Here is a 26158-nt window from a genome sequence, read left to right on the forward strand (position 1 = left end):
TTACTATCTCTTCTGTCTAAAAACATAAAAATCCACACATTAAGGTGATAGAACCCTAGTGTGTGGATTTCATTTTTATTCTGTAACGTTACTTTGGTCAACTTTTTCAGATACGCGCTTCATCAATGGATCTGTTACAGGTTTTAAAATTAAACCTACAACGAAGAATCCTATGCCAAATAACGTTAATATAATTAATTTTGTAATTAAGATTTCCGGAACAATACCGCCTACTGTTTCACGTAATGAATCAATGGCATACGTAAATGGTAAGTATGGTGAAATGTTTTGGAAAAATTGTGGTGTCGTTTGAATTGGGAATGTACCCCCACCACCTGCAATTTGTAATACAAGCAATACGATTGCAATGGCTTTACCTGGGTTACCAAGTAATGATACGCACGTATATACGATTGAGTTGAAAATAATCGAACAGAAAATCGTTATAAGTACGAATAATACAGGTGACTCAACTCCTGCTTTTAGGATTAACAAATCTCCAACCGATACAATGAGTGCTTGCAACATACCAAGCATTATAAAGAATCCTGCTTTACCTAAGAATACTTGTCTTGTCGTTAACACTGGCTCTAAGCTCTTATGTTTATTATCAACCGTTAATAAACTTACCATCAAGAGTGCACCTACCCATACCGATAATGCAGTATAGAATGGTGTCATCCCTGATCCATAATCCTTAACTGGGAAAACATCAACAGTCTTCTTATTAATAGGATTTGCAATAATACCCGCTTGCTTTTTCAAATCATTCTTAAGTGTGTCGATTAATTTATCGACTGCATCGTCTTTGTCTAACTTCTTGAAAATCTTATTCGCTTTTTTCAGATCTTTTTCAACATCTGGCAATTTATTTTGTGCAAAATCAGCTAAATCTGATAAAGCCTTTTTCGCTTGTGGCTGATTTTTATTTAGTAATCCTACCGCTTGATCATAACCATTTAATAACGTTGGTAAATTTTTATTCACACTTGCAGTCGCATTGGTTAATCGCTGTTCCAACTGTGGTAAGTCATTGCGCACAAAGTTAGCAGCTTTCGCTACATCACTTTTCACTTTCGGGAAGTTTGCTTGAGCATTTTTAATAGCACTAATGTATTGTTGTTCAATACTTGGTAATACTGTTTGCAAGCGATCAATACGTGTTTTACCATTTTTTAAAATAGATTGACCACTGTTGATGACTTGATCAATTGTATTTAGCTTAGACTGAACATTAGACAATGCCGTTTGCCCTTTGTTCAATTCATCCATAATACGTTGTGATATTGATACTAAAGAGCTGTTAAGATCTTTTTTAACATAATCTCTAAATGATGATAATGATGAATCTAGTTTTGACAGTTGATCTAGTAATTTAGTGGCTTCAGCAGTTCCTGAACTACCATTCTTTAATGCATTGCTTAATTGATTAACTAACCTTAATGATTCATTAATTCGATTATTAGCTGCCTTTACCTTATCAATTTCTTTTGATAAATCAACATTTTCATTCTTCTCAATCTCTTTTAATGTATCGATAAATTGCTGATTATATTGAGTTGTGTATTCTAAACCGGACTTAACATTATCTAAAGACTCTCTAAAATCAGAAGGCTTGTCCGATGCTAAAATGCCATACGAAATATTACGTAATGCCTGACTATCTTTTTGTGCGGCTTTCGCTTGGGTATCTAAATTATTTGATAATGATAATAAAGAGCCCGTTAATGCCGCTTCCATTGATTTAACATCTTTATCTGTAATATTTTGTGTGTTCTCGTTAGCTGTGCTGACTTGTGTTGTTGTTATATCTGCAAAACTTTGACCATCTTTTTTCCCGCTTGTACTTTGTGGTGTAGTTGATACAGGCGCATTATTACTATTTGGTGCGGTATTTTGCGTAACATTATTATTTGGTGCAGTATTGCCATTTGGTGCACTTGGTGGCGTTGATGCTACACCATTACCAGCTGCAGGTGCACTATTTGATGTTTCGTTGTTCGCCGCGCTATTTTGAGGAATCTGTTGCTGGTTTCTTCGATTCAAATCTTGCGCGCGTCGAATTGCTTCTTGATAATCACCGACTCTACTTCTAATTTGTGTGACGAAGCCTTTGGCATCATTTAACTGTCCATTAGCTTGATCAATACCTTGACTCGCAATGTTAAGTCCTTGATTAATTTTAGGGAACTGCGCTGGCACGTCATCAGCTGCAAAATTTAACGCTTTTTCAATTTTCGGCATATAATTATTTAAAGCTAATATCAACTTAGCCTTTTCATTAAGTTGCGGAATAGCACCATTGACTTCGTTTAATTTTTTCTGAGCATCTAAAATATCACCTTTATAATTTCCTAGTTTTCTAAAATCATTCGCATATTTATCTAAATCCGCTTGGTGGTTATTCAAATATACAATTTTATTCGCAAAGTCATTAATCTTAGGTAAAGCTTTATCTGCTGAATATACCGCATTTTTTATCTTATTAATTGTCGGCACATTTTCTTCAATAGTTAAACCTGCTTTGTTAGCTTCTTCTAATAATGCTCGAGTTACTGTTTTATTAAATTGTTCATTCGCTTTTTCAACGACAACTGACGAACCAGTATCTGTTAGCTTAGACGCAACAGCGTTAATCTTCTGATTCACCTTAAATTCTACATCTGCTTTTTGAGGCTGCTTACGTAGTGTTCCGGTAATTTCATGTGTAAACTTAGATGGGATGTAAATACCCGCAAAATATTTACCCATTTTTATCTCATGATCAGCTTTCTCTCTACTTACAAACTGCCAATCAAAACTTTTATTTTTCTTGAGTGTATTAACCATCGTATTACCGACATTAACTTTTTTCCCTCTGATTGTGTCGCCTTTATCTTCATTAACGACTGCGACCTTGATGTGTCCCGTGTTGCCATATGGATCCCACATTGCCCATAAGTTAAACCAAGCGTAGAACGATGGCAAAATAGCTAAGCCTGCTAAGATAATCCACACAGCTGGCGTCTTAGCTACTTTCTTCAGATCCATTTTAAATAATTTAAATGCGTTCTTCATTGTCACACTCCTATGTAGGAATTATTCATATTTTTTATATATTTTTTGTAAATTAATTTATTTTTGCGTTGTAAATTAGTATAATCAATTTACTGGAAGATATTTAGTCGATTGATACCTATCAACTATTTTCAGCATACGATAAATTATAACAAATCATAGTTTATTATCACACTTAATTATTATATTTTTCAAGGGAGAATACGAAATATGCCTAAAAATAAAATTTTAATTTATTTGCTATCAACTACGCTCGTATTGCCTACTTTAGTTTCACCTACCGCTTATGCTGACACACCTCAAAAAGATACTACAGCTAAGACAACATCTCATGATTCCAAAAAATCTACTGATGATGAAACTTCTAAGGATACTACAAGTAAAGATACTGATAAAGCAGACAACAATAATACTAGTAACCAAGACAATAAAGACAAAAAAGTTAAAACTATAGACGACAGCACTTCAGACTCTAACAATATCATTGATTTTATTTATAAGAATTTACCACAAACCAATATAAACCAATTGCTAACCAAAAATAAATACGATGATAATTACTCATTAACAACTTTAATCCAAAACTTATTCAATTTAAATTCGGATATTTCTGATTACGAACAACCTCGTAATGGTGAAAAGTCAACAAATGATTCGAATAAAAACAGTGATAATAGCATCAAAAATGATACTGATACGCAATCATCTAAACAAGATAAAGCAGACAATCAAAAAGCACCTAAATCAAACAATACAAAACCAAGTACATCTAATAAGCAACCAAATTCGCCAAAGCCAACACAACCAAATCAATCAAATAGTCAACCAGCAAGTGACGATAAAGCAAATCAAAAATCTTCATCGAAAGATAATCAATCAATGTCAGATTCGGCTTTAGACTCTATTTTGGATCAATACAGTGAAGATGCAAAGAAAACACAAAAAGATTACGCATCTCAATCTAAAAAAGACAAAAATGAAAAATCTAATACAAAGAATCCACAGTTACCAACACAAGATGAATTGAAACATAAATCTAAACCTGCTCAATCATTCAATAACGATGTTAATCAAAAGGATACACGTGCAACATCATTATTCGAAACAGACCCTAGTATATCTAACAGTGATGATAGTGGACAATTTAACGTTGTTGACTCAAAAGATACACGTCAATTTGTAAAATCAATTGCTAAAGATGCACATCGCATTGGTCAAGATAGCGATATTTATGCGTCTGTCATGATTGCCCAAGCAATCTTAGAATCTGACTCAGGTCGCAGTGCTTTAGCTAAGTCACCAAACCATAATTTATTCGGTATCAAAGGTGCTTTTGAAGGGAATTCTGTTCCTTTTAACACATTAGAAGCTGATGGTAATCAATTGTATAGTATTAATGCTGGATTCCGAAAATATCCAAGCACGAAAGAATCACTAAAAGATTACTCTGACCTTATTAAAAATGGTATTGATGGCAATCGAACAATTTATAAACCAACATGGAAATCGGAAGCCGATTCTTATAAAGATGCAACATCACACTTATCTAAAACATATGCTACAGATCCAAACTATGCTAAGAAATTAAACAGTATTATTAAACACTATCAATTAACTCAGTTTGACGATGAACGCATGCCAGATTTAGATAAATATGAACGTTCTATCAAGGATTATGATGATTCATCAGATGAATTCAAACCTTTCCGTGAGGTATCTGATAGTATGCCATATCCACATGGCCAATGTACTTGGTACGTATATAACCGTATGAAACAATTTGGTACATCTATCTCAGGCGATTTAGGTGATGCACATAATTGGAATAATCGAGCTCAATACCGTGATTATCAAGTAAGTCATACACCAAAACGTCATGCTGCTGTTGTATTTGAGGCTGGACAATTTGGTGCAGATCAACATTACGGTCATGTAGCATTTGTTGAAAAAGTTAACAGTGATGGTTCTATCGTTATTTCAGAATCCAATGTTAAAGGATTAGGTATCATTTCTCATAGAACTATCAATGCAGCTGCCGCTGAAGAATTATCATATATTACAGGTAAATAAGTATTATATTAAACCAGTAAAATTTATAAGTATAAACAAGGAGTTCGGACTTAAACATATTTCTGTTCATAAGTCCGATTTCTTATTCAATTAAACCCGAGGCATTCAGTTCGAACGCCTCGGGTCATTTTATATAAGTATATTATTTTATGTTCAAATGTTCCTCATCATATCCGTTTCAATTGCCATCTCACACATTTTATAAATATGAGCAAATGTACTTATTCTCAAACATTACTGCCGAGCTTTAATTGACGTTATATTAACTATAAACTACTTTTCCATGACTCTACGGATTCAATGTCACATGAGCGTGATAAAATTTGTTCAATAATAAAGTCATGTTTATCATCTGATCTATCACCAACAGCATCTTCTAAAACAGTAATATAATAGTCTTTATCTACACTTTCTAATGCCGTGCTCAATACAGCGCCACTTGTAGAGACACCTGTTAATACTAAATGATTAATATCATTTGCACGTAAATAAACTTCCAAGTAACTACCTGTAAATGCGCTAAAGCGTCGCTTAGAAATAATCGGCTCATCTTCTAGTGGTGCTAAGTCTTCAAGTATTCGTGTAGATGCATCTGCTTCAGTAATCGCATATCCTTGAGCTTTAATTGTTGAAAACACTTTATTACTCGAGGAGACATCATTAAAATGCTTATCTAACACTAAACGTATGAAAATGACTGGTATTCGATGTTGTCTTGCTGCTTCAATTGCTCTCTGATTCGCTTTAATAATATTTTTTATTCTAGGTATACTACTCGCTATACCTTCTTGCATATCCAAAACTAATAGCGCCGTTTTTCGAGACATCTTCATTCTCCTTTACTTGTGTAGTTCTAAGTCGTTAAATTCATTATAACGTTAAAATGATGGACAATCTATTCATTGCATTTTGCATATACTTCACAATAATTTAAGGGGGAATAAGACGTCTTATATACTTTAAAAATATATAGATGCTCTCCCCCCAATATAATTATGCTTTATTTTTCAACTTATTGCGTCGTGATAACCAAACCATTAGTACACCCATTGCACCAACAATTACAGATATCGGCAACCAATGTTCTTTTATCGTTTCCCCCGCTTTAGGCAAAGATATATTACCATCAGCATTTAATAATCCACTTAATAATCCATTACCTTTACCAAGTGTTAACGTCTTTTCTGGCTTTGGTGTGGGTATATCTGGAATACTGTCTAATAAATTTGATCCTTGATTCATTAAATTTGCTAACTTATTTAAATCTGTTGTTTTCCCATTTTTATTCAATCGATCTAGTAAACTTGGACGATTTACTATTGGTGATAAAATATAGTCTATATCTTTTTTCGTTTGATTGAGTCTCTTTTGTAAATTCAATAAATCATCCGCTTTACCATTCAATGCCGATTTAACTAAATTAAAAATTTTATTTTGATCTGTTTCTATTTTAGTAATTAAATCTGCCAGTAATTTTGCCTTTTGTCTTTCTATACGTGTTGCTAAAATCGTTTCAATTGCTTGTTTTTTATCTTTGGCATTATTCAAAATTGCTTTTAATATATCATCTGAAGACGTGTCACCAGTTGATGCAAAATGTTTCTTCAATTGGTCAACGATTTGACGATTTGATAATCCTTTATTCGTCCAATCTTTAGCCAATTTATCTGCTTCAGCTTTTCCTAATTTCGTTTGTAAAATTTGAGAAATCAATAGCGACTTATCTTGTGATTGATCAATCAATGACGTTAATAAATCATCACTCGTTGTCAGAGATAGTTGATCAATATGACGAGTAATTTGATCTGCAATTTGTTGATCTGTTTTACCATCAACACGTATATCTTTTAGAATTTTATCTGCCTCGTCTTTATTAAATATACTTTCTAAAATGCGTTGTGTAGCATGCTTTTTATCATCAGTACGTGCAAGTTCTTCCAAAATAATATTTCGTTGACTTTTTATACGCTCTTTCGTCTTATTTACTTCGCTCATTAAGTCTGATTTTTGATTTTTAGGAAGTTGCGTATTTGCAATACGTTGATCTAAAGATTGTAACGTATTCAGTTTATGATATGTGTAATGTTGCGTTGAGGCATTACTTTTAGCCAATTTTTCAATCATAGCATGATTAATTTTATCGCTTCCTTGTAATTTATCAGTGAGTCGATTACTATGGCTTTGATTCTCTTCATTTGAAAGAAATTTATTTAACACACCATGTCCAGAATCATCATTATTTGGCGTTTTAGCCACTTCATGATTATTATCTGTTGTAGACACTTCTGGATCTTTCGATGTATCTTTCGATTTGCGTATTTGTTGACTCAAATGGTCTAAGTCTTCTAACGCATTATCTACCATTGCTTCATCATTTTTATTATCTTTTTCTCCATGTTTTGTTGCAGCCGTTTGTGACATATCATTTTTCATTGCATTAAGATCGTCCTCGTCACTTTGTTGACCCCTATCAACCTTTGAAGAAACCTCATTTAAATCTTTAAGCAATTGATCTAATTTACTGTCTATATCACTTTGACCGTTCATTTCAATGTGAGAACCTTTATTGTCTTTGCTATCCAACTCATTAGCTCGTTTTATGATTTCATCTATTTGCGATGCTGTTTTCGCTTCATTTAGTTGTGCTTTATAATGTGCTTTAGATGAAGCCGATAACTGTTTTAATTGCTCAATTTGACGATTTGCTTTGTCAACTTTGTCTAATAAATCTTGCTTAGATAATATCTCTTTTGAAATTTCAGTATCCTTTTCAGATACAGCTTGGGCATCGTACGGCAAGATATTCGTTAAAATGATACTAGTCGCCATCATTGTCGAACACGATAACTTTACATATAATCGAAACGGTTTCCCTCGATATTTAGCCATCAACTTACTCCTTTCTCACTTACTTCCTTCAAAGAATTACATACTATTATATACCTATTTACAAGAAATTTACACTTATCTATCTAGTTATTGTTGTTAGTAATTATCTACTTATTACTCAGCTTATATTTAAGTAAACAAAACAAGCATGACGTAATATCATATTGTCCATGTCGCTAACATCATATTACGTCAAATCTTTTATATTAAATGATGTTTTATTTTAGACTGCTTTTTCTTTTTAGCTTTCGAGCGCCTGTTTAAAAACTTGCTCAAATTGTTCACGCGAGATTTCGTGTGCATGTGCTTTTTGTGCTAATAAAGCATCTCGAAACTGTTGTTGATCTTTCAAACTTTCTAACATTTGTATTAATTGGTCTTTACTTTCCATTGTTATCTCATCATTATGCTCAAATAAGTGCTCTGATAGCGTTACTTTAGCATGGTGTGCTGTTTGACGATAACCTAAAATCAACAACTCATAGTCAAACGCTTGTTCCACCGCATTTAAAATTTCATTACCTTCATTGATATCAAGATAAATATCACATAACTGGTATAGTTCATTTACCCTGTCTATATTAATAGATGGGTATAAGTGCACATTAGCATATTGATCAAGTTGCATTAGCTTATCAGACATCTCTGTAATAGCAGCGATGTGAAACTTAAAATCTGGTAAAGTTTCAACCAATACCTTGATGTTACAAAGTTGATCCGAGTTAGTTAATATTGCAATTTCTTTTGTAAATCTATTACGACTACGATAATTATATAGATACCCACCTTGTAAAATACGAGATTGAACCTTTGCGTCTGCTATATTGAGCATCATTTCATATTCGTTTTTATCTGGAATAATAATATTACAATGTCGTTTCATATCACCTTTACACATCAATTGCATATTTCCTGGGACATTACCATCGCACTGTTCTTGCCATACCAAAACATCACTACCATTTGATGGCAAATTATATAACACTGAAAATGGTAGGGCTAGTGAGTTAATAACGAAATGATGTTCCGTAATTTCAAGTTGCTTGATAAAAAATAATACGAATGCGAGCTTTGAAGGGAAAAAGTAAGACTTCCCTTGCCAATCCAATATGACATCAGATGTTACAAAATTTTCATAAATCACTTCTTTACCTTCTGCTGTCAAATATTTCTTCAAGATCGCTTTACGATTTAAATCGTAAACAGTTTGTGCAAATTTAATACCATTCTTAGAATAATAATCGACAAATCGGACACGTTGTTGGTCATCAAACCATTCGACACGACTAACAATTCTAGGGCGCTCTCCACTTTGATAAAATATTTTGCCTCGTAGACGTCCCATATCATTAATTGTAGCCGAATTGTTGTTACCTTTAATTTCCCAAAAAGTTGGTACAGTAACCTGATTAAAGAATCGTGGTTTCATATTTTCTGAATTATGATTATCTGCAAAAAATTGATACGGTGATATAACATCGTCCGGTAAAAAGCCATTGTCATTGAGTACAATTGTTAAATCTTCCTCCAACTTACTAGCTTTAAAAGACTCATATAACTTTCGTGAATGATCGTTAAAGTAATCAAATAATTTAATCATGCAGCACCTCTTGAACTAATGTTTCCCATTTTAAAATAATATCTTGAGTCATAAATTGTTGTGCCACTTCATAAGAGATATCATGTGGTGTCTGGGGTCCATTGTTAAAATACATTACAATGGCATGAGCTAGTTTTGTGACAACATCATCCACACTATCTTCATCGGTATCAAAAGGTACCAAGTAGCCATTTTCCCCATTTCGAATAAAGGTTGGGTTACCATAATTCACATTTAATCCAATCATACCTAGTCCTGAGCCTACCGCTTCCATTAGTGTTAACCCAAAACCTTCGCTAGTTGATGCAGAAAGAAATAACTCATAATCAGTATAAATTTCATCAAGTTTAACATGCCCTAGTAAACGAATATAATCTTGCGCGCGGTGTGTATCAATAATTTTACGCAGTCGCGTCTTCTCGCTACCTTCTCCATAAATATCAAATGTTAATTCTGGCACTTGTCGTTTAGCCACGATAACTGCTTTGACAAGCCAATCAATATGTTTCTCATTTGCTAAACGAGATGCACTAATCATCGCATATGACTTTCTTGATAATGTTGGATATGATAATGCATCAATGCTTCCCACAGGAATAGTATAAACACGTGGGCGATAACCTTGATATTGCTCAAATTGTCGACAAACCATATGATTTTGAATATCTGTTGCTGTAATAAAGAAATCAATGTATTTAGCTTTTGAAAATTGATATTCATAATAATTGTTCCATAGTATATGCTGCTCGCTCATCATATTATTACTATAATGATCAGCATGAATCACAACACCAACTTTACTATCACCTTTATGCTGCAAAACAGCCTGACCAATATCAGAAGCGCGGTCTAATATGACAATATCGTCTCGGGTTAAATTCAATCGTTGTAAAAAGTATGCAATAAATTCCGTTTTGTTATACAACACCGCATCTGCAAACACATATATAGAGCTGTCTCCATCAATATATTCGTTATAAGCGATGGAACCATTTTCATTATAGAATTGTCGCATATATAATTTCGCTTTATTATCAGCTGGTGCATAATACTCAGAAAATATGCGTGTATAACTATAAAAATCTTTACGTACTAACATACTATTAATTACAAATTCTGCACGATCCACAATGTCTTTTTGTTCATTTTGCAGATAACATGTTACAAATGATGATTTCCCATTAAAATATAGGCGGACTATCTTACCATTTCTTTCTCTAAAACTAATATCATGACCAAGCTCACGTTCAATGTCATCTAACGTGTACGTTGTTGGTGCTATAGAAATATCACTAAAATACTGATACAACCAAATAACTTCTTGATCTTCAAACCCAATGTTTTGCGTTAATGTCTGTATGTTCTCTGACTGTATAAAATCTAAAAACACAAATTTAGTGTCTTGATTTGTACGTCTCAATAATTTAGCACGGTAAGCTTGTGCATATTCAACACCGCTACTCGCCCAGCCTATACCAAAGTTTATATTATATATTGTCATGCGCTACCCCTTTTCATTTATGGAAAATGTATAACTGGCATACCTTCTTTATCAAATGTAATCATGCTTTGACAAATATTTTTCACCATTCTTTTTTTGATATTTCGTGTCATAACTTCAAATGAATCTAATGCAACTCTATGGTATTCAAAAATAGCGTTACGTTGCCCATTTTGTCGTTGATTAACGCTTGCTTTTAATTGTTGTAAATAGTCGACTTGTTCTAACCAACATGAATCAATTGCTTTCAAAAAGACTTTTTGAACGAAAATATTATAATAATATGCACTTTGCATGTTTTTACGATTCAAAGCTACTTGCTTTTCAAATTGCTCTAATAAAAATGTCACTACTGCTTGCTTATCTTTAAAATTAACACAAGCCACATCTTTATTAAATTGGAAACTTAAATTTTGATAAATATACTCGACAACACGCGATTTTGTTAGCACCTTTTCCTCATTTACAAACATTTCAAACACATCTTTAGCTAACGCTTTAAAATCTCGATTCTCAGCATCATCTATTTCTAAAACTCGATTGCGTTCCTCGTATACAAGATCTCGCTGTATACTAATGCTTTTTTCAAATTCATTAGCCATTTCACGAGCTTTAACCCCTTGTTCTTCCGAGATACGTTGCGCTTTAACTACAATTTGCTTAACTTTGCGATTAAACAAACTACTTTGCGATAATAGTTGTGCATCTAATGAATATAATTGATTATTTTCCGCTAAATTACTATCGCTCCATCGCTTAACTAAATAATCATCTAGTGAAATATATATACAAGATGATCCTGGATCCCCTTGTCTACCAGAACGACCACGTAATTGCCTGTCTACACGGCTATTTTCCATATGTTCATGAATAATAACAGCTAATCCACCTAATGCTTCGACACCTTCACCAAGTTTAATATCTGTGCCTCGACCTGCCATACTAGTCGCAACAGTCATGGAACCAATTTGCCCTGCTTCAGCTATCATCTGCGCTTCTTTTGCAACATTTTGCACAATGAGTAAATTATTAGGAATATCCATTTGGAAAAATACTTTTGAAAAGTATTCAGCCGCTTCAGCAGTTCTCGTTATGAGTAAAACCGGTCGCCCCGTTTCATGAAGTTCAACTATATCATGAATCATTGCGATGTTTTTCTCATCAACTGAACGAAACACTTTATCTGGTTCATCGATACGTTGAATCGCTTTATCAGTTGGTACTTGTACGACTATTTTTGAATACAAATCAAAGAACTCTGATTCGCCTAATTTTCCTGTAGCTGTCATACCTGAAAATGATTCAAAAAGTTTAAATAAATTCTGGAAGGTGATTGTTGCCATAACACTTTTATCTGTTGAAACCTCCATACCTTCTTTCGCTTCAATAGCTTGGTGAAGTCCAGCTTGCAACTTAGTTCCAGGTAACATACGACCTGTAATACGGTCAATTAAAACAATATCACCATTATATACAAAGTAATCGACATTAGATTCAAACAAATATTGCGCGCGCAGTGCTAGATTAATATTACGCACTAGGACCATCGCTTGTTCGCTATATAAATCTTCAACATTAAAGTATGATTGTGCCGCTTCAATACCTTGATTTAACAGCCATATTTCTTTTTTGGTCTTCTTCATTTTAAAATGCACGTCTTCAATCAATGTATCTACAAACTCTTTCACAATATGAAATAGATTTGATTGTAATCTTGGTGCACCCGAAATAACTAATGGTGTTTGAGCAGCATCTAAAATGATTGAATCCACTTCATCAATAATACCGTAATTTAATTGTGGTAAAAATTTCCCTTCCGCACTATCTGCCAAATTATCAATTAAATAATCAAAACCGAGACGTCCATTAGTTGTATATATAATATCATGTTCATATATATTACGTTTTTCCCCTTTTTGATACTCATAATCCACAATATCAACAAAACCTAATGAAGCAGTTAAACCTAGCCATTCATATAATGGTTGCATCTCTTCAAAATCACGCTTCGCTAAATAATCATTCGTTGTAATTAAATATGTTCCTTTTCCCGAAAGTGCATTTAAATATAAAGGCATCGTTGCTGTTAATGTTTTACCTTCGCCTGTTTGCATCTCCGCAATATTACCTTCATGCAGTACAATCGCTCCGATTAACTGAACTTCTTTAGGATACATACCTAATACTCTCCAGCTCGCTTCACGTGCCACTGCATAAGCTTCAGGTAATAATGTATCTAGTGTATCAACTCCTGATGCTAAACGTTCTTTAAATTCTATTGTCTTTTGTTTTAACGCATCATCAGAATATGATTTAACTTCATCGCTCCATGTATTGATGCGTTTCACTATTTTTCTAATCGACTTTAGCCTTAATTCGTTTATCGTAACATCTAGTTTATGTTTCATTTACTTCCCCACCATTCAGTTTCGATACATCTAAGTAATCTAAAAATCGTACTGGATTCATTAAACGTGACATATAGTTTAGATGGTTGTCTTGCTCTTCTTTAAAATAAACCTCGACATTTGTATCTTTTAGTTCATGATTTCCTGGGACATGTTCTGTAAACCATTCTTTTAAATCATCATCTTCATGGCTTGTACGATACACTTTGCAATCCAAATGCTGAGCGACATAAGTTGCAAAAACATTTGACTTTGACCCATAACTAATCAAATTAATAGCCGTTAGGGTATCTTGACTTTGCAAATCATTCTTTAGTTGCTTAATATTTTCCTCGATATTGTCGTCCATCCAACGTTCAACGAGCCAAACATGACCAAACGATTTCAAAAAATCATTCGAAATAGTTGGATAGGTGTCAGATGGTTCTGCAATAATGACATTGACCCTATCATTTCCATATTGGTCATCGCCTATCTTCGTCACCCGCATGCTTTTATACTCTAAATCATCTTGATGCGTCATCTCTGTAATTGTTAAACATCTAAATATAAGGCTCGTCGATGCTGCATTCATCATTTTTATTTTATAAGCATAGGCTTCATCAGGATATTGAATCGTAATACTATTTGACTTTACAATCTCAGTACTTAGTTTTGTGCCATTTTTATTATAAAAAATGATGATAAAATACACTGAACCAGCAGGCGTTGCATCAAAATCAAAATGCAATTTATAATGCTGTCCTCTACGCAAAATTGGTAAACTTGGCGCACTTTTATATTTTGAAAATTGTTTTAACATCAACCACTCATGAATCGGTAATCCAGAGGGCATCAAAGGATTTATAAAAGTCACTTCACCATTTGAAAATGATACTTTTGAGCCATACATAAATGTAGTTTGTGAAATATAATTCCAAGTAACTTTAAATGTTTTGTTTTTCAGCATGTTGAACTCTCCCAAACTTGTCTTCCAAAATAATGTTGTAAAAATTAACAAACCAACTTGCAATGGTAGGTGAATCATCATTATGTCGCCCAGGAATACTGCGATTCATCACTCTTGCTTGGTGTGCTGTCAATACAGGTAGTAGCTCTTGAAATGCATGTGGATCATAATCATCATGTTGCATATATGCTATGGCAAAAACAGTTTGTGACAATGATTTCTTTTGAAATGTTTGCCAAAATTTTTGATTTAATGCCTGTATCGACGCTTGAGAAGTATCACCTTCATTAGACACCAGGACGTCTAATGCTGTACCGAACTCTTCTGGTCTAAGTAATCGCATATGTTCAGCAATCGTTCCAATATTAACAAGTGGTTTACCAACAATAATTGCCTGAGGATTTAATTGAGCACCATAATACAAGGCACCAAATGAACCCATAGATAAACCAGATAATATTAATTCATGTGATTTAAAATTCAGCTTTTCTAATGTCTCGTCAATAACATTGATAATACCTTGTTCATATTCAGATGAACCGATATAAAAGCTACCACCTTCAACACGAGGATCGCCGATTAGTAAAAACGGTGCATTCATACGTTTCATCATATAATACCCTTCGAAACCTTCCGCTGTTCGATAACCACTAAAATATACGTTTAGTGGTGGTTTCATATCACCAGGGTGGAAATAATAAATAAATTCCTGTCGTTGACTATCTACGAAACGACTACCACCGAGTAAAAATTGACCCATGTCTAATCTAGACCATCGTTTGTGTATAGGTCCTAAATGTACCGTCCCGTTCCCTCGCGCCTTAACAGTCACACTTATATAAGCATCAAATGGTTTCGTAGGTATCTCTAAAGGACTGTCTAACATATCATCAGTTAATATGATTTGCTCAATTAATGCACCATCAGCGCCAGTTTGAATCAATCTAAATGTATATTGCAACTCGACCGCACCATCAATATCAAATTCTGGCCATATTTGAATAACTTTATCTTTATCGTAAACGAGATTATTTTGCCAAGATGCGATAGGTTTAAATTCTTTTCCAAATTCTCCACTCAACGTGAGCTCTGAATTACCTTGGTAAAAGACATCTCCTTTAAAATTCGGATGAACAAGTGCTAACTTAGGAGAAACCTTATCTCCATACTGTCCTGAGAAGCTAACTGCCTCTAATTTATTATTACGTTCTTCAATGTTCCGGTAATGTAATGGTTGAACAACATATTTTTGGACATTTTCGTCTTGTTCATATTCAACAGACCAAAATGATTCATCAACATACGTATTGTAAGGTTCGCTTATCATTTGTAATAAATTCGTTAATGTCTCCGAGTATGGTGCTTGAATATAGATAAAATCAAAGTGTCCTTCTGCTTCAACAATCGCTTCAATAGCCTCTACATAACCACTATCAAATTCAAACAATCCAATATCGAAGTAATCCCAACTCACACCTTTTTTGTGTTGGAAAATAGGTTCTAAATCGTCTCCTCCAATTTGCAAAACTCTAAATTTACGTGGCATCATTTTCACCTTCTATTAACTCATCGAGCTGATTAATAATATTCTTAGAAGCATATGCATCTATTAATTTTAAGGAATAGGCGTACGCATAATTCCAATTTTTCAAATAAAATAAATAATAATTTAACGCATCATCTAATTCATCAACTGTATTTATAATACGGCCATTGTCATAATCAGAGACGTAATCTGTTTGTTGACCATTAATTTGTGGAATCCCAGCGCTAATTGCACTAATTTGTAAATACAAATCAGGTTCTTTTGACATATCTATTACAAGTCGCAACATCCGCAATACTTCTACAACATCATGTTCAGCATGTATCGTCTTAACAGCAATGATGTCATCTTGATCTTCAGGTGTCATTAATGCTGAAACATTAACATCCGCATTCTGTTTAGTCTGATATTCCTCATTTACCGACGTAATACATTCATGAAGCCACATCGGTATGTCATTTTGATGGCGCGTTAATAAAATTAAACGGTAATCATCTTCTTGTGTGATATAATCCACAAGTCGTTGCATCATTTGTTGCAAATCAGCGTCACTCATACCATCTATCCATACACCTATAAATGTTTCCATCAATTGACTACTTATATTAGGTGATTGTCTCGTTTCAAATGGCGTGATTCGAATCATTGTATTCTCTCGCTGATACTTCTCTTGATGACTAATTAAATCACGTTCTAGTTGCACACTATCAACAATTAAATGGGCATTCTTTACGATAGATTGATATTCCTCATCCGACACAGTTTCATTTCTATTTTTAAAAAATGAATAACTTAATGATTTCGCTGGAATATGATTGGCTATTTGTCGATTGTGCCTAGCATCTGAAGCCACAATCACATGATCATCTTCATGTATTTGTTGTGCAATCATTGCTTGAAATTTTTCTTCAATTAGTTGAGCCATATTGTTATATTCTATTTGTTGATAGTGATGTTGATATCTTTTTGAAACAGTGACTCTGCCATTTTTCAAATCTTCATGAAGTACACAATCTCCATTAATCGTTAAATATTCTTGGTAAGAAGCCTCTCCCTGATCATCAAAATAACGTATCGCTGATAAATAACCTCTGTCATCAAAAATATAACGCCGTTGTAACTGATCTCTTTCAAATTCTTCAAACCAAATTGAATACCCTTCTTGACTAAAATAAATATTTGTATAGGTCTGTTCACTCGTCACACATTTTAATAAATACGGCGTGTACACAAACTCAACATCATCCGGCCATTTTAAGTGATGATAATTAATCGCTTGTGGCGCATGGTGAATGAATCCTTGGATTTCATCAAACACAGACCAATACTTTGTCTCATATAAGTCATATCGATGTAAAAATGTTCTTAAATTTGGTGCATGATTGAGAACAATCAGACGATAATCTAAGTCATTTTCAAGGTGCATTCCCATTAAACTAATCATATCGTCAAATTCCGTCTTATTTTGTAGTTGATAATACGGCACAGTCGTGTCTTGCCACCATCGTTGGTCATCGTACCAAGCTGGAATAAAGTATTTCATAATTACCTCCTTACCAATACTGGTTTAAAAATGGCTTATATTTATCAAAATATAAATATGTACGAATTGTTTCTGCAATATTAATACTGATGTAAACTAATACAATCAGTTGTACTGAGAAATAAATTTCAGTAGATAAATGCGGTACAAACAATGTGAAATAAAGCGGTATACCAATAATGACTGTAACTAATGCCGATCCAAACCAACATACGCGTCGTGCTTGATAATTTAAATAACGTTCTGTACCCTTACCAGGTTTAACTCCTGAAAAATAATTGCCACTCTTTAAGAAATCTTTGGATTTTTGTTTAGTATTGATTAAAAATCTCGATAAAAAATAACCCAATAACATTTGAATCACTAAATACACCGAAATACCAATTGGACTATCAAATGTCATCATTGGCATATCATCTGAAACGTCTTTATTAAACATAGATAAAATAAAATGAATACCACTTTTCAAGAAAACAAATGCTGAAATACTCATCATTAAAGTAATACTGCCTGCAGGGTTAACTTTCCAAGATAAATAAGATCTCATATTTGTTGCGGAAACGTTCATTAAATCGATATATGGTATTCTCACTTCTACTAATTCAATGAATAATAAGATAAACAATGTGATTATCACAAGAGTGATTAACAACGCAATCACAATATGACTTGCATCTATATATTCCATTTTTTGATGCATCATTGATTTAATAATGCTAACCATTACAATCGGCATTGGTCCTGCGATGCCGTAACGACTATTTTTGTCAGCTAACCAAACTAATAACATCGTTCCAGTAACCAAAATCAAGATTGTTAAGTAAATATTGTCTTGATGAACACGTTCTTTCGAAACATATTCATGAATCACAAAATAACTTTGAATAACACTTAAAATTAATGTTAAGATGCGCTCTTTATAATGCTTCTCAAGACTTGTTTGTTTCATGTATTTATCCATATTCCGATAAGAAATCAGCATCAAGATAATCATTGATGTTAACCACGGACCTAATCCTAAAGTGAAAATGTTTAAAGTATTAACGTCTCCACCCATATTAGAAATAGCTATTTTAAAAAATGACTCATGTTTTACTTGCATATCGTTATAGGAAACGATGGAAATGTTTGTACCTAATATATAAATAAACAAGATAAAACATGTGTAAAGTATACATTTATATATAATTTTATATTCGTATTGTTGTAAAAGTTTTAACATGTTGCACCTCTTTTATATCAAAAACATTAAAAAGACTAAGGTTATTTCACTAATTATTAAAATCTGATATAGATTTTTTAGTGAACAACGCCCCAGTCTTTTTAATTTTAGCCAACTATAAATTCAATTTATGCTTGAGAATCATCTTGATCATTTTCATCTTTCTTTTTCTTTCTCTTCATTAAACCTAAACCAACTAATAATGTCATAATGCCACCTAGTAACCCATTTTGTTTTATTGATTCACCAGTATCTGGCAATCTTTCTTCACTTTGCGCTCGTGTGCCATTATGTTTAGTCGCTTCTGATGTTGCGCTTAATGTAGACTGAGACTCACTCGTGCTCGTTGTTGCTTCACTTGTTGAAATAGATGTGCTCGTGCTGTGTGTATGATGCATACTCATTGAGTCTGACGGATGCATTGAGTTAGATTCAGATGTACTTGTTGAGCCGGACATACTTGTTGATGTTGAATTGCTCATTGAAGTCGAGTTAGACATACTTGTTGATGTTGAGTCAGAAATGCTTTGTGAACCAGACATAGATGTACTCAGCGATTCGGATGTGCTTGTCGAATCGGATGTGCTCAATGACGTTGATGTGCTTGTTGACACTGATTCTGAGTTACTGATAGATGTTGAATCGGATTCACTCATTGATGTTGAGTCAGATACGCTCGTTGAACCTGAACCAGACGTACTTAATGATTCGGATACGCTTGTTGAAGTTGAACCACTTGTTGAGACAGATGTACTTGTTGATGTCGAGTCTGAATCTGATGTACTCAATGATTCTGAGTCACTGATAGAAGTTGAATCACTTGTAGATTCTGATTCTACAGCACTTTGTGAACCACTGATACTTATTGAAGTAGAATCACTGATACTGTCTGATGTTGATAATGATGTCGACACCGACGTGCTTTGTGATGTCGATGTACTTGCACTCATTGACATTGATGTTGATATCGATGTACTTAAAGAACCAGATGCACTTGTACTTGTTGACTGGCTTTGTGCCATAGAATCACTTAGCGACTCTGATGTACTCGTTGAGCTCGAGTCACTTACACTTATTGAACCTGATATTGAGTCACTTAAACTTGTCGATGTTGAAACTGATACGCTTCCGCTCATTGAGTCAGATGTTGAAAGTGAAGTACTCGTTGAATTTGATCCACTGATGCTAGACGAATCACTTGTAGACACTGAGTCACTTTCAGATGCACTGATGCTCATAGAGTCAAATTGACTATTACTTGTTGAGCTTGACTGAGAATCACTCACGCTTGTTGACGTTGATTCTGATCCACTCATACTTTGCGAGCTACTTAATGATTTTGAATCACTTAATGAATCCGAAGTGCTAAGGCTTGTGGAACCACTTAAAGATATTGATCCACTTAATGAGTCGGAGTCACTTGTACTAGTAGAATCACTCATTGATATTGAATCACTTAGCGAGGTAGACTCGCTTACGCTTTCTGAACCACTTAATGATGTTGATGTACTCAATGAACCAGATGTACTTGTTGAAGTCGAACCACTTGTCGATTTTGAATCACTTAATGAATCAGATTCACTCACGCTTTCCGAACTTCTTAGTGACATCGATACACTTAATGATGACGAATCGCTTGTGCTTACTGAATCGCTCATCGATTGTGAGCCACTCAATGAACTAGACTCGCTTACACTTTCTGATTTTCTTAATGACGTTGAGACGCTCAATGAGCCAGAATCACTTACGCTTGTTGAACCACTCATCGATTTTGAGTCACTTTCAGAATTAGATTCACTTACACTTTCTGAATCATTTACAGATTCTGACATACTTTGTGAATCAGATATGCTTGCGCTCATTACTTCACTAGCCGATGTTGATGTGCTTGTCGAATCACTTAACGATATAGACGCGCTCATCGAACCAGATGTACTCGTACTTGTTGAGTCTGATGTTGAATCACTCACACTATCAGATAATGACGTTGAATCACTCACACTTGTTGATGTACTTGTTGAAAGCGACATACTTTGTGAATCCAGCGTACTTGTACGCATCGAAGTACTAGTTGAAGCTGATGTACTACGAGAGTCACTTGTTGATGTTGATGTACTTGCCGATCCAGATGCACTTGTACTTCTTGATGTGCTTTGTGAATCGCTTAATGATGTTGATGTTGAATCGGATTCACTTGTACTTTCTGATGTTGAGCCAGATTCTGATGTACTTTCGGATACTGACTCACTTACAATAGTCGACATTCGGATTGATGTTGATGTACTTTGTGAATTACTTAATGACGTTGATGTGCTTTGTGAATCGGATTCACTGCTTTGCATTGACGCTGACGTTGAATCACTTAATGATGTTGACGACGAATCGGATTCACTTGCGCTTGCTGACGTACTAATTGCATTCGATGTACTTTCTGATGTTGAGTTGCTTGTACTTGTTGAGTCACTGAGCGATGTTGACGCACTTTCTGATGTTGATTCACTTGCACTTGTTGATACACTTTGTGAATCAGATTCACTCTCTGAACCACTTAATGATGCTGATGTGCTTGTTGAACCTGATTGGCTCGTACTTTTAGACATACTTGTTGAATCGCTTAGTGACGTTGATGTCGATGTGGATTCACTTTGGCTTGTTGACTGACTTGTATATGATGATGTGCTTTGTGAATCGGATTCGCTCGTGCTTGTACTTGTTGAGGTTGAGGCACTTTGGCTTGCTGAGTTTGAGTCTACACCGCTTTGATTCATTGAGGCACTTAGTGACAATGATGTACTCGTTGAGTCAGACAAACTTGTACTCGTTGACGTACTTGTACTTCCTGATATTGATTGGGACATGCTCAGGCTCATTGATGTTGAATCGGATTGACTTGCACTTGATGATGTTGAGCCGGATTCACTCTCACTCGTTGAACCGCTTAATGATGTCGATGCACTTAATGACTCTGATTTTCTTGTACTGATTGAATCACTTGTCGACATTGATGCACTTAGTGAATTGGACTTGCTACCACTTGTGGAATCACTTAATGATGTTGACAAACTTGTAGAGTCAGACAAACTTGTACTCGTTGATGTGCTCAATGATGTTGAGACACTCTCGCTCTTAACCGTTGATGTTGATGCGCTACCACTTGTTGACGTTGAAATGGACGTACTACCACTTGTGGAATTGCTTAATGATGTTGATGTGCTACCAGATTCAGAATTACTATCTGATAAAGACGTACTATCGCTTGTTGAACCACTTAATGACTCTGATGTTGATTCGGATGTGCTTTCACTCAATGATTCACTTAAAAAAGCAGATGCACTTTTCGACTCTGAATCACTTGTACTATTTGATTCACTTAATGATATAGACGTACTCTCTGAACCAGATATCGCTTCACTGATAGAATCGCTCGTCGACGTTGAGTCGCTCGTTGAATCAGACTCCGATGTACTTAAGCTTGTGGAATCACTCATAGATGTTGATGTACGTTCTGAATTACTTGTACTTAACGATGTCGAAGTGCTCACCGAACCAGATGTACTTGTTGAGACACTTTGTGATATTGATTCACTTGATGCAGTTGAAGCTGATTTGCTATCACTCGTTGAATCACTAAACGACGTTGATATGCTTGTTGAATCGGATTGACTTGTACTCATTGAACCAGACGTACTTTGTGATTCCGACGTACGTACTGAACTACTTGTTGATGTTGATGTGCTTGTTGAACCTGATTGACTCGTACTTAGTGATAATGACTTACTATCAGAATCTGATGTACTTTGTGAATCACTTAATGATTCTGATGTACTACCTGACTGAGACGTGCTCATTGAACTACTTACAGACATTGATTTACTGTCTGATGCAGATAATGACCCACTTGTACTGATAGAGTCACTGACTATCTCTGAAGTACTCATTGAGTCTGATGTGCTTGTTGAGACACTTTGTGACCCTGCTACACTTAATGATCCAGATACTGAATCACTTGTACTCGTTGAATCGCTTAATGATTCTGATGTACTCATCGATTTAGAATCGCTTGTACTTAATGATATTGATGTACTTTGTGAATCTGATTTGCTTGTTGACGCACTTTGAGAGTTGGCTATGCTATTTGAAATACTGATAGAGTCCGAGGTGCTAGCTGACTCGCTCAATGATTCTGATGTACTAATTGAATTTGATGTACTATCACTTACCGATTGTGATGTACTAGCCGAATCAGATGTACTTGTTGATAAGCTTTGTGACTTAGACAAGCTTCCTGATGTACTCATACTTAATGAGTCACTGAGTGATGTTGATGTACGCAATGAATCAGATGTACTTGTTGATAGACTTTCGGATTTTTCAGTACTGCTAGAGTTCGAAATCGAATCGCTTAATGATGTTGATTTACTAGCTGAATCCGACATGCTTGATGATACACTTTGTGAATTCACTAAACTTGTGCTTGTTGAGCTTGATACACTATTACTTTCAGATGTGCTTAATGACTTAGATGCACTCACTGAATCAGATAGGCTTACACTTGTCGATTTCGAGGTACTAGCTGATGTAGATACTACAATCGATCCTGATGTGCTTGTTGATGCACTTTGTGAGTCAGCTTTACTCGTTGAGACACTTTGGGATTGTTGGGTACTTCCCGATGTTGATACGGAATCACTCATGCTATTTCTTGTTACTTCATATTTAAAAGTTGTCGTCGTTTTGTTACCGCTCGCATCTGTAGAAACGATTGTTATAGTACTTGTACCAATGTTTGTTGGTGTACCACTAATAGTATTATTTGTGCTATCGAATGTTAATCCAGACGGCAATCCTGTGACTGTATTTGTTACTGCATTCCCACTATTATCTTGCGTAGCAATTTTAATCGGGGATATTGGTGAATACACTTCTGATGATTGATCTCCTATTGGTGTCACTGTTGGTGCTGTCGTATCCACAACATTTATTGTAAAAGTTGTCGTCGATTTGTTATTTGCTTGGTCAGTAGATACTACTGTCACTGTTGATTGACCAATTTTTGTTGGTGTCCCAATGATTGAATTCGTTGCACTATCATAACTTAATCCGCTTGGTAATCCTGTAACTGTATTTGTCACAGTCCCAGTACCATTATCCGTTGTAGTCAACACTATAGGATTCATTGTTTTACCCACTTCAATGGTTTGATTGCCTACAGTTACAGTTGGTGCTTTTACATCAGTAAAATAATATGTCACTGATTGTCCAGCATTCGTCATTTTTACAGTTTTATTTGTATCATTATAAGTTGACGCATATGAACTATCGACAGATGTGTAGTTATATCCTTTAGCAGTCAATGCAGATTGCTGATTATCGATTGTCACGACTTGATCAACATTTCCTGAATATGTTTTTGGGGGAATAATATCTTTACCTGTTGTTACATCAACGTATCTCACTTGTGTAACAGCAGATTCTGTATATTCGAATGTTCCAAATTGTACTTGTTGTAAATTTGTCGCGCCACCTGTTGAGGCTGTCATTGATAATGAAAAGTTGGTCGTACCACTTTTTGCAATCCAATCTGAAATATTACGTGTCCATGTTTGACCTGCATACGTGACAGTCATAACTTTTGTATCACCATTATAATTAATATCAAAATCTTGAAATGCGTTATTTGTTGGTTGAACATTTAACTTTGCAGCATTATCAGCTGCTGAACTTGATGTATATGTTGATGCAACACCATAACTATCTGTTGTTACAAAGGCACCAAACGCACCTCCACCAGCAACACTAGATGGGTCAGCTTTCGCCTTTGCTGATGCATTCGGTGTAGATGTATTGTGATACGTATCCAATTTGAAGCCAAATGCGTTACTTAAGCCACCAATACCTACTGCGGCACCGTTTAACCCTGTTTCTCCCAATACACCAGGTGAAAAGGCAAAACCGATACCATCTCCACCATTTCCATGCCCTTCATATTTGTTACCTAAATTTACTTTTCCAGAAAAATGAAAACTTTTATTAGAGTCAATACGTGTTCCTAATGTAATAGCACCTTTTTGGCTGTATGCATCCTGCGTTAACGTCACAATACCGGTACTTTGATCATAAGTAGCATTACCTGACGTTGTCATATATTGTTTGAGGTTATCTTTATTAACCGTAATCGTATTAGCGGTTACTGCACTTGTCGTCGCTGCTGACGCAAATGTTGACATAGCTAAGCGACTGAAAGTTCGAATTTTTACTGGTGCGGTGCTAGTTGACGTTGTGCTAGTTTTGTTTAAGTTGGCTGAAGATGGCGTTGTGCTTTGTGAAGTGTTATTTGATGCAGTACTTTGATTTGTTGATGTATTAATTGGTTGTTCTGTACTTGAAGTTGAAGCTACAGATTTAGTATCAGAACTTGATGTAGTATTCTTTGAGAATGTTGATTCTGATGTAGATGTCAATTTTTCTTGTTGATTGCTTGTACTATTAGTTGTCGAAGTGACATTTTCAGACTTTTCACTTGAGACTGTGTCACTATTTGATGTTTGTACCGAACTACTATTTTTCGTTACGCTTGTGGAATCGGCTGTTGATGTTGATGCTTCGATTGTCGTTGAGTTTTGATTACCTACTGTTTCACTTTGTGTATTTAATTCAGATGTTAATGGTGCATCAGAAGCCGCAAAAGCTTGCTGGTCATGCAACATGTTTACCGTGAATGCACCACCAATAACCGCCGTAGTTTTCAGTCCGTATCCCGTCATTTTTTTACTAATGCTTTGATTATCTTGACTCACTATACTATGACTAATAAATGGTAGTCCCATTATTTTGAACATTTCTATTTCTTTAATTCCGGATTTCACCCAATTTTTTCCAGATTTATAAAGCCTTACTCTTGTTTTTTCGTTTGCTAAGCTGTCATGAAATTCTTTCTGTCTTTTACTCATGTAATAACTCCTTGTATTATCTTTACATTCATTAGATTATAATATATGCCACTATTCAATTTAATACAACTCTTTTTTCAAATAAAAAATACTTCATTTGTCAAAATCCATTTTTTCTCAAAAGTATATCCTTTGATGAAATCGCTTTCTTTATTGTGTGGGATTTAGTATAATATTTTAACTATATTCTGAATAACATGCCTTATTATGTTTATATAATTTTGAAATCAATGTTTATCAATTTAGATAACTTTTACTTATTTAGTAAAATGTCTTTTTATTTAAATGTATTTATCATCCACCTTTTAGTCATTAATAGTCAATTTACAACTAAAATATAAATATTATATTTATAATACATCTTTAATATTAAAGTAATATCAATATATTTTCAATAAACCTAGTGTTATATATCTGAATTTC

The 26158-nt window shown here is 34.5% G+C and carries 12 protein-coding genes; 1 reads left to right on the forward strand and 11 read right to left on the reverse strand.

The annotated features are described in order from the left end of the window. Positions 1-75 precede the first annotated feature (75 nt). Positions 76-3057: a YhgE/Pip domain-containing protein gene (locus HMPREF2658_RS12405; RefSeq protein ID WP_000785095.1), complete on the reverse strand. Its 2982-nt coding sequence runs from the start codon at positions 3055-3057 to the stop codon at positions 76-78. A gap of 210 nt (positions 3058-3267) precedes the next feature. On the opposite strand from HMPREF2658_RS12405, the gene HMPREF2658_RS12410 reads away from it, so the two are divergent. Beyond that, complete coding sequence (locus HMPREF2658_RS12410) at positions 3268-5127, forward strand: amidase domain-containing protein (protein ID WP_001125632.1); 1860 nt, start codon at positions 3268-3270, stop codon at positions 5125-5127. 266 nt (positions 5128-5393) lie between these two features. On the opposite strand, the gene HMPREF2658_RS12415 is transcribed toward HMPREF2658_RS12410, so the two are convergent. The 10 genes from HMPREF2658_RS12415 to sasA form a co-directional block, all read right to left on the reverse strand. Beyond that, positions 5394-5954, reverse strand: a complete 561-nt coding sequence (locus HMPREF2658_RS12415) for a cysteine hydrolase family protein (RefSeq protein WP_000088190.1) — start codon at positions 5952-5954, stop codon at positions 5394-5396. 166 nt (positions 5955-6120) lie between these two features. Continuing rightward, positions 6121-8016 carry a cell-wall-anchored protein SasF gene (gene sasF / locus HMPREF2658_RS12420; RefSeq protein WP_001151915.1) on the reverse strand — a complete coding sequence of 632 codons (1896 nt, stop codon included), beginning with the start codon at positions 8014-8016 and terminating at the stop codon, positions 6121-6123. Positions 8017-8257: 241 nt separating this feature from the next. Further along, the gene (gene gtfB, locus HMPREF2658_RS12425) at positions 8258-9616 is read right to left on the reverse strand and encodes an accessory Sec system glycosylation chaperone GtfB (RefSeq protein ID WP_000593149.1); all 1359 of its coding nucleotides are present in this window, start codon (positions 9614-9616) and stop codon (positions 8258-8260) included. Then, positions 9609-11117 (reverse strand): accessory Sec system glycosyltransferase GtfA, encoded by a 1509-nt coding sequence (gene gtfA / locus HMPREF2658_RS12430; protein ID WP_000158412.1) that lies wholly within the window; start codon positions 11115-11117, stop codon positions 9609-9611. Before gtfA ends, gtfB begins: the two co-directional genes overlap by 8 nt. 17 nt (positions 11118-11134) lie before the next feature. After that, a complete protein-coding gene (gene secA2 / locus HMPREF2658_RS12435) occupies positions 11135-13525 on the reverse strand; it encodes an accessory Sec system translocase SecA2 (protein ID WP_070854443.1) in 2391 nt (796 codons plus the stop codon). Then, positions 13515-14474 carry an accessory Sec system protein Asp3 gene (gene asp3, locus HMPREF2658_RS12440; RefSeq protein ID WP_000916736.1) on the reverse strand — a complete coding sequence of 320 codons (960 nt, stop codon included), beginning with the start codon at positions 14472-14474 and terminating at the stop codon, positions 13515-13517. The genes secA2 and asp3 overlap by 11 nt, the downstream gene beginning before the upstream one ends. Then, positions 14452-16020, reverse strand: a complete 1569-nt coding sequence (gene asp2, locus HMPREF2658_RS12445; protein ID WP_001137457.1) for an accessory Sec system protein Asp2 — start codon at positions 16018-16020, stop codon at positions 14452-14454. The genes asp3 and asp2 overlap by 23 nt, the downstream gene beginning before the upstream one ends. After that, positions 16010-17563, reverse strand: coding sequence for an accessory Sec system protein Asp1 (gene asp1 / locus HMPREF2658_RS12450; protein ID WP_000873207.1), 1554 nt, complete (start codon positions 17561-17563; stop codon positions 16010-16012). The genes asp2 and asp1 overlap by 11 nt, the downstream gene beginning before the upstream one ends. Before the next feature lie 10 nt (positions 17564-17573). Continuing rightward, positions 17574-18785 carry an accessory Sec system protein translocase subunit SecY2 gene (secY2, locus tag HMPREF2658_RS12455; RefSeq protein ID WP_054194586.1) on the reverse strand — a complete coding sequence of 404 codons (1212 nt, stop codon included), beginning with the start codon at positions 18783-18785 and terminating at the stop codon, positions 17574-17576. A 128-nt stretch (positions 18786-18913) separates the two neighbouring features. Then, positions 18914-25735, reverse strand: a complete 6822-nt coding sequence (sasA, locus tag HMPREF2658_RS12460) for a serine-rich repeat glycoprotein adhesin SasA (RefSeq protein ID WP_000044572.1) — start codon at positions 25733-25735, stop codon at positions 18914-18916. Between the last annotated feature and the right edge of the window lie 423 nt (positions 25736-26158).

The organism is Staphylococcus sp. HMSC062H10, assembly GCF_001836945.1.
Taxonomy (GTDB): Bacteria; Bacillota; Bacilli; order Staphylococcales; family Staphylococcaceae; genus Staphylococcus; species Staphylococcus aureus.

Coding starts and splice junctions, on each gene's coding strand:
- secA2 (WP_070854443.1), bottom strand. CDS start 13,525: ATGAAACATAAACTAGATGTTACGATAAACGAATTAAGGCTAAAGTCG.
- gtfA (WP_000158412.1), bottom strand. CDS start 11,117: ATGACAATATATAATATAAACTTTGGTATAGGCTGGGCGAGTAGCGGT.
- sasA (WP_000044572.1), bottom strand. CDS start 25,735: ATGAGTAAAAGACAGAAAGAATTTCATGACAGCTTAGCAAACGAAAAA.
- asp3 (WP_000916736.1), bottom strand. CDS start 14,474: ATGCTGAAAAACAAAACATTTAAAGTTACTTGGAATTATATTTCACAA.
- sasF (WP_001151915.1), bottom strand. CDS start 8,016: ATGGCTAAATATCGAGGGAAACCGTTTCGATTATATGTAAAGTTATCG.
- HMPREF2658_RS12405 (WP_000785095.1), bottom strand. CDS start 3,057: ATGAAGAACGCATTTAAATTATTTAAAATGGATCTGAAGAAAGTAGCT.
- asp2 (WP_001137457.1), bottom strand. CDS start 16,020: ATGCCACGTAAATTTAGAGTTTTGCAAATTGGAGGAGACGATTTAGAA.
- asp1 (WP_000873207.1), bottom strand. CDS start 17,563: ATGAAATACTTTATTCCAGCTTGGTACGATGACCAACGATGGTGGCAA.
- secY2 (WP_054194586.1), bottom strand. CDS start 18,785: ATGTTAAAACTTTTACAACAATACGAATATAAAATTATATATAAATGT.
- HMPREF2658_RS12415 (WP_000088190.1), bottom strand. CDS start 5,954: ATGTCTCGAAAAACGGCGCTATTAGTTTTGGATATGCAAGAAGGTATA.
- HMPREF2658_RS12410 (WP_001125632.1), top strand. CDS start 3,268: ATGCCTAAAAATAAAATTTTAATTTATTTGCTATCAACTACGCTCGTA.
- gtfB (WP_000593149.1), bottom strand. CDS start 9,616: ATGATTAAATTATTTGATTACTTTAACGATCATTCACGAAAGTTATAT.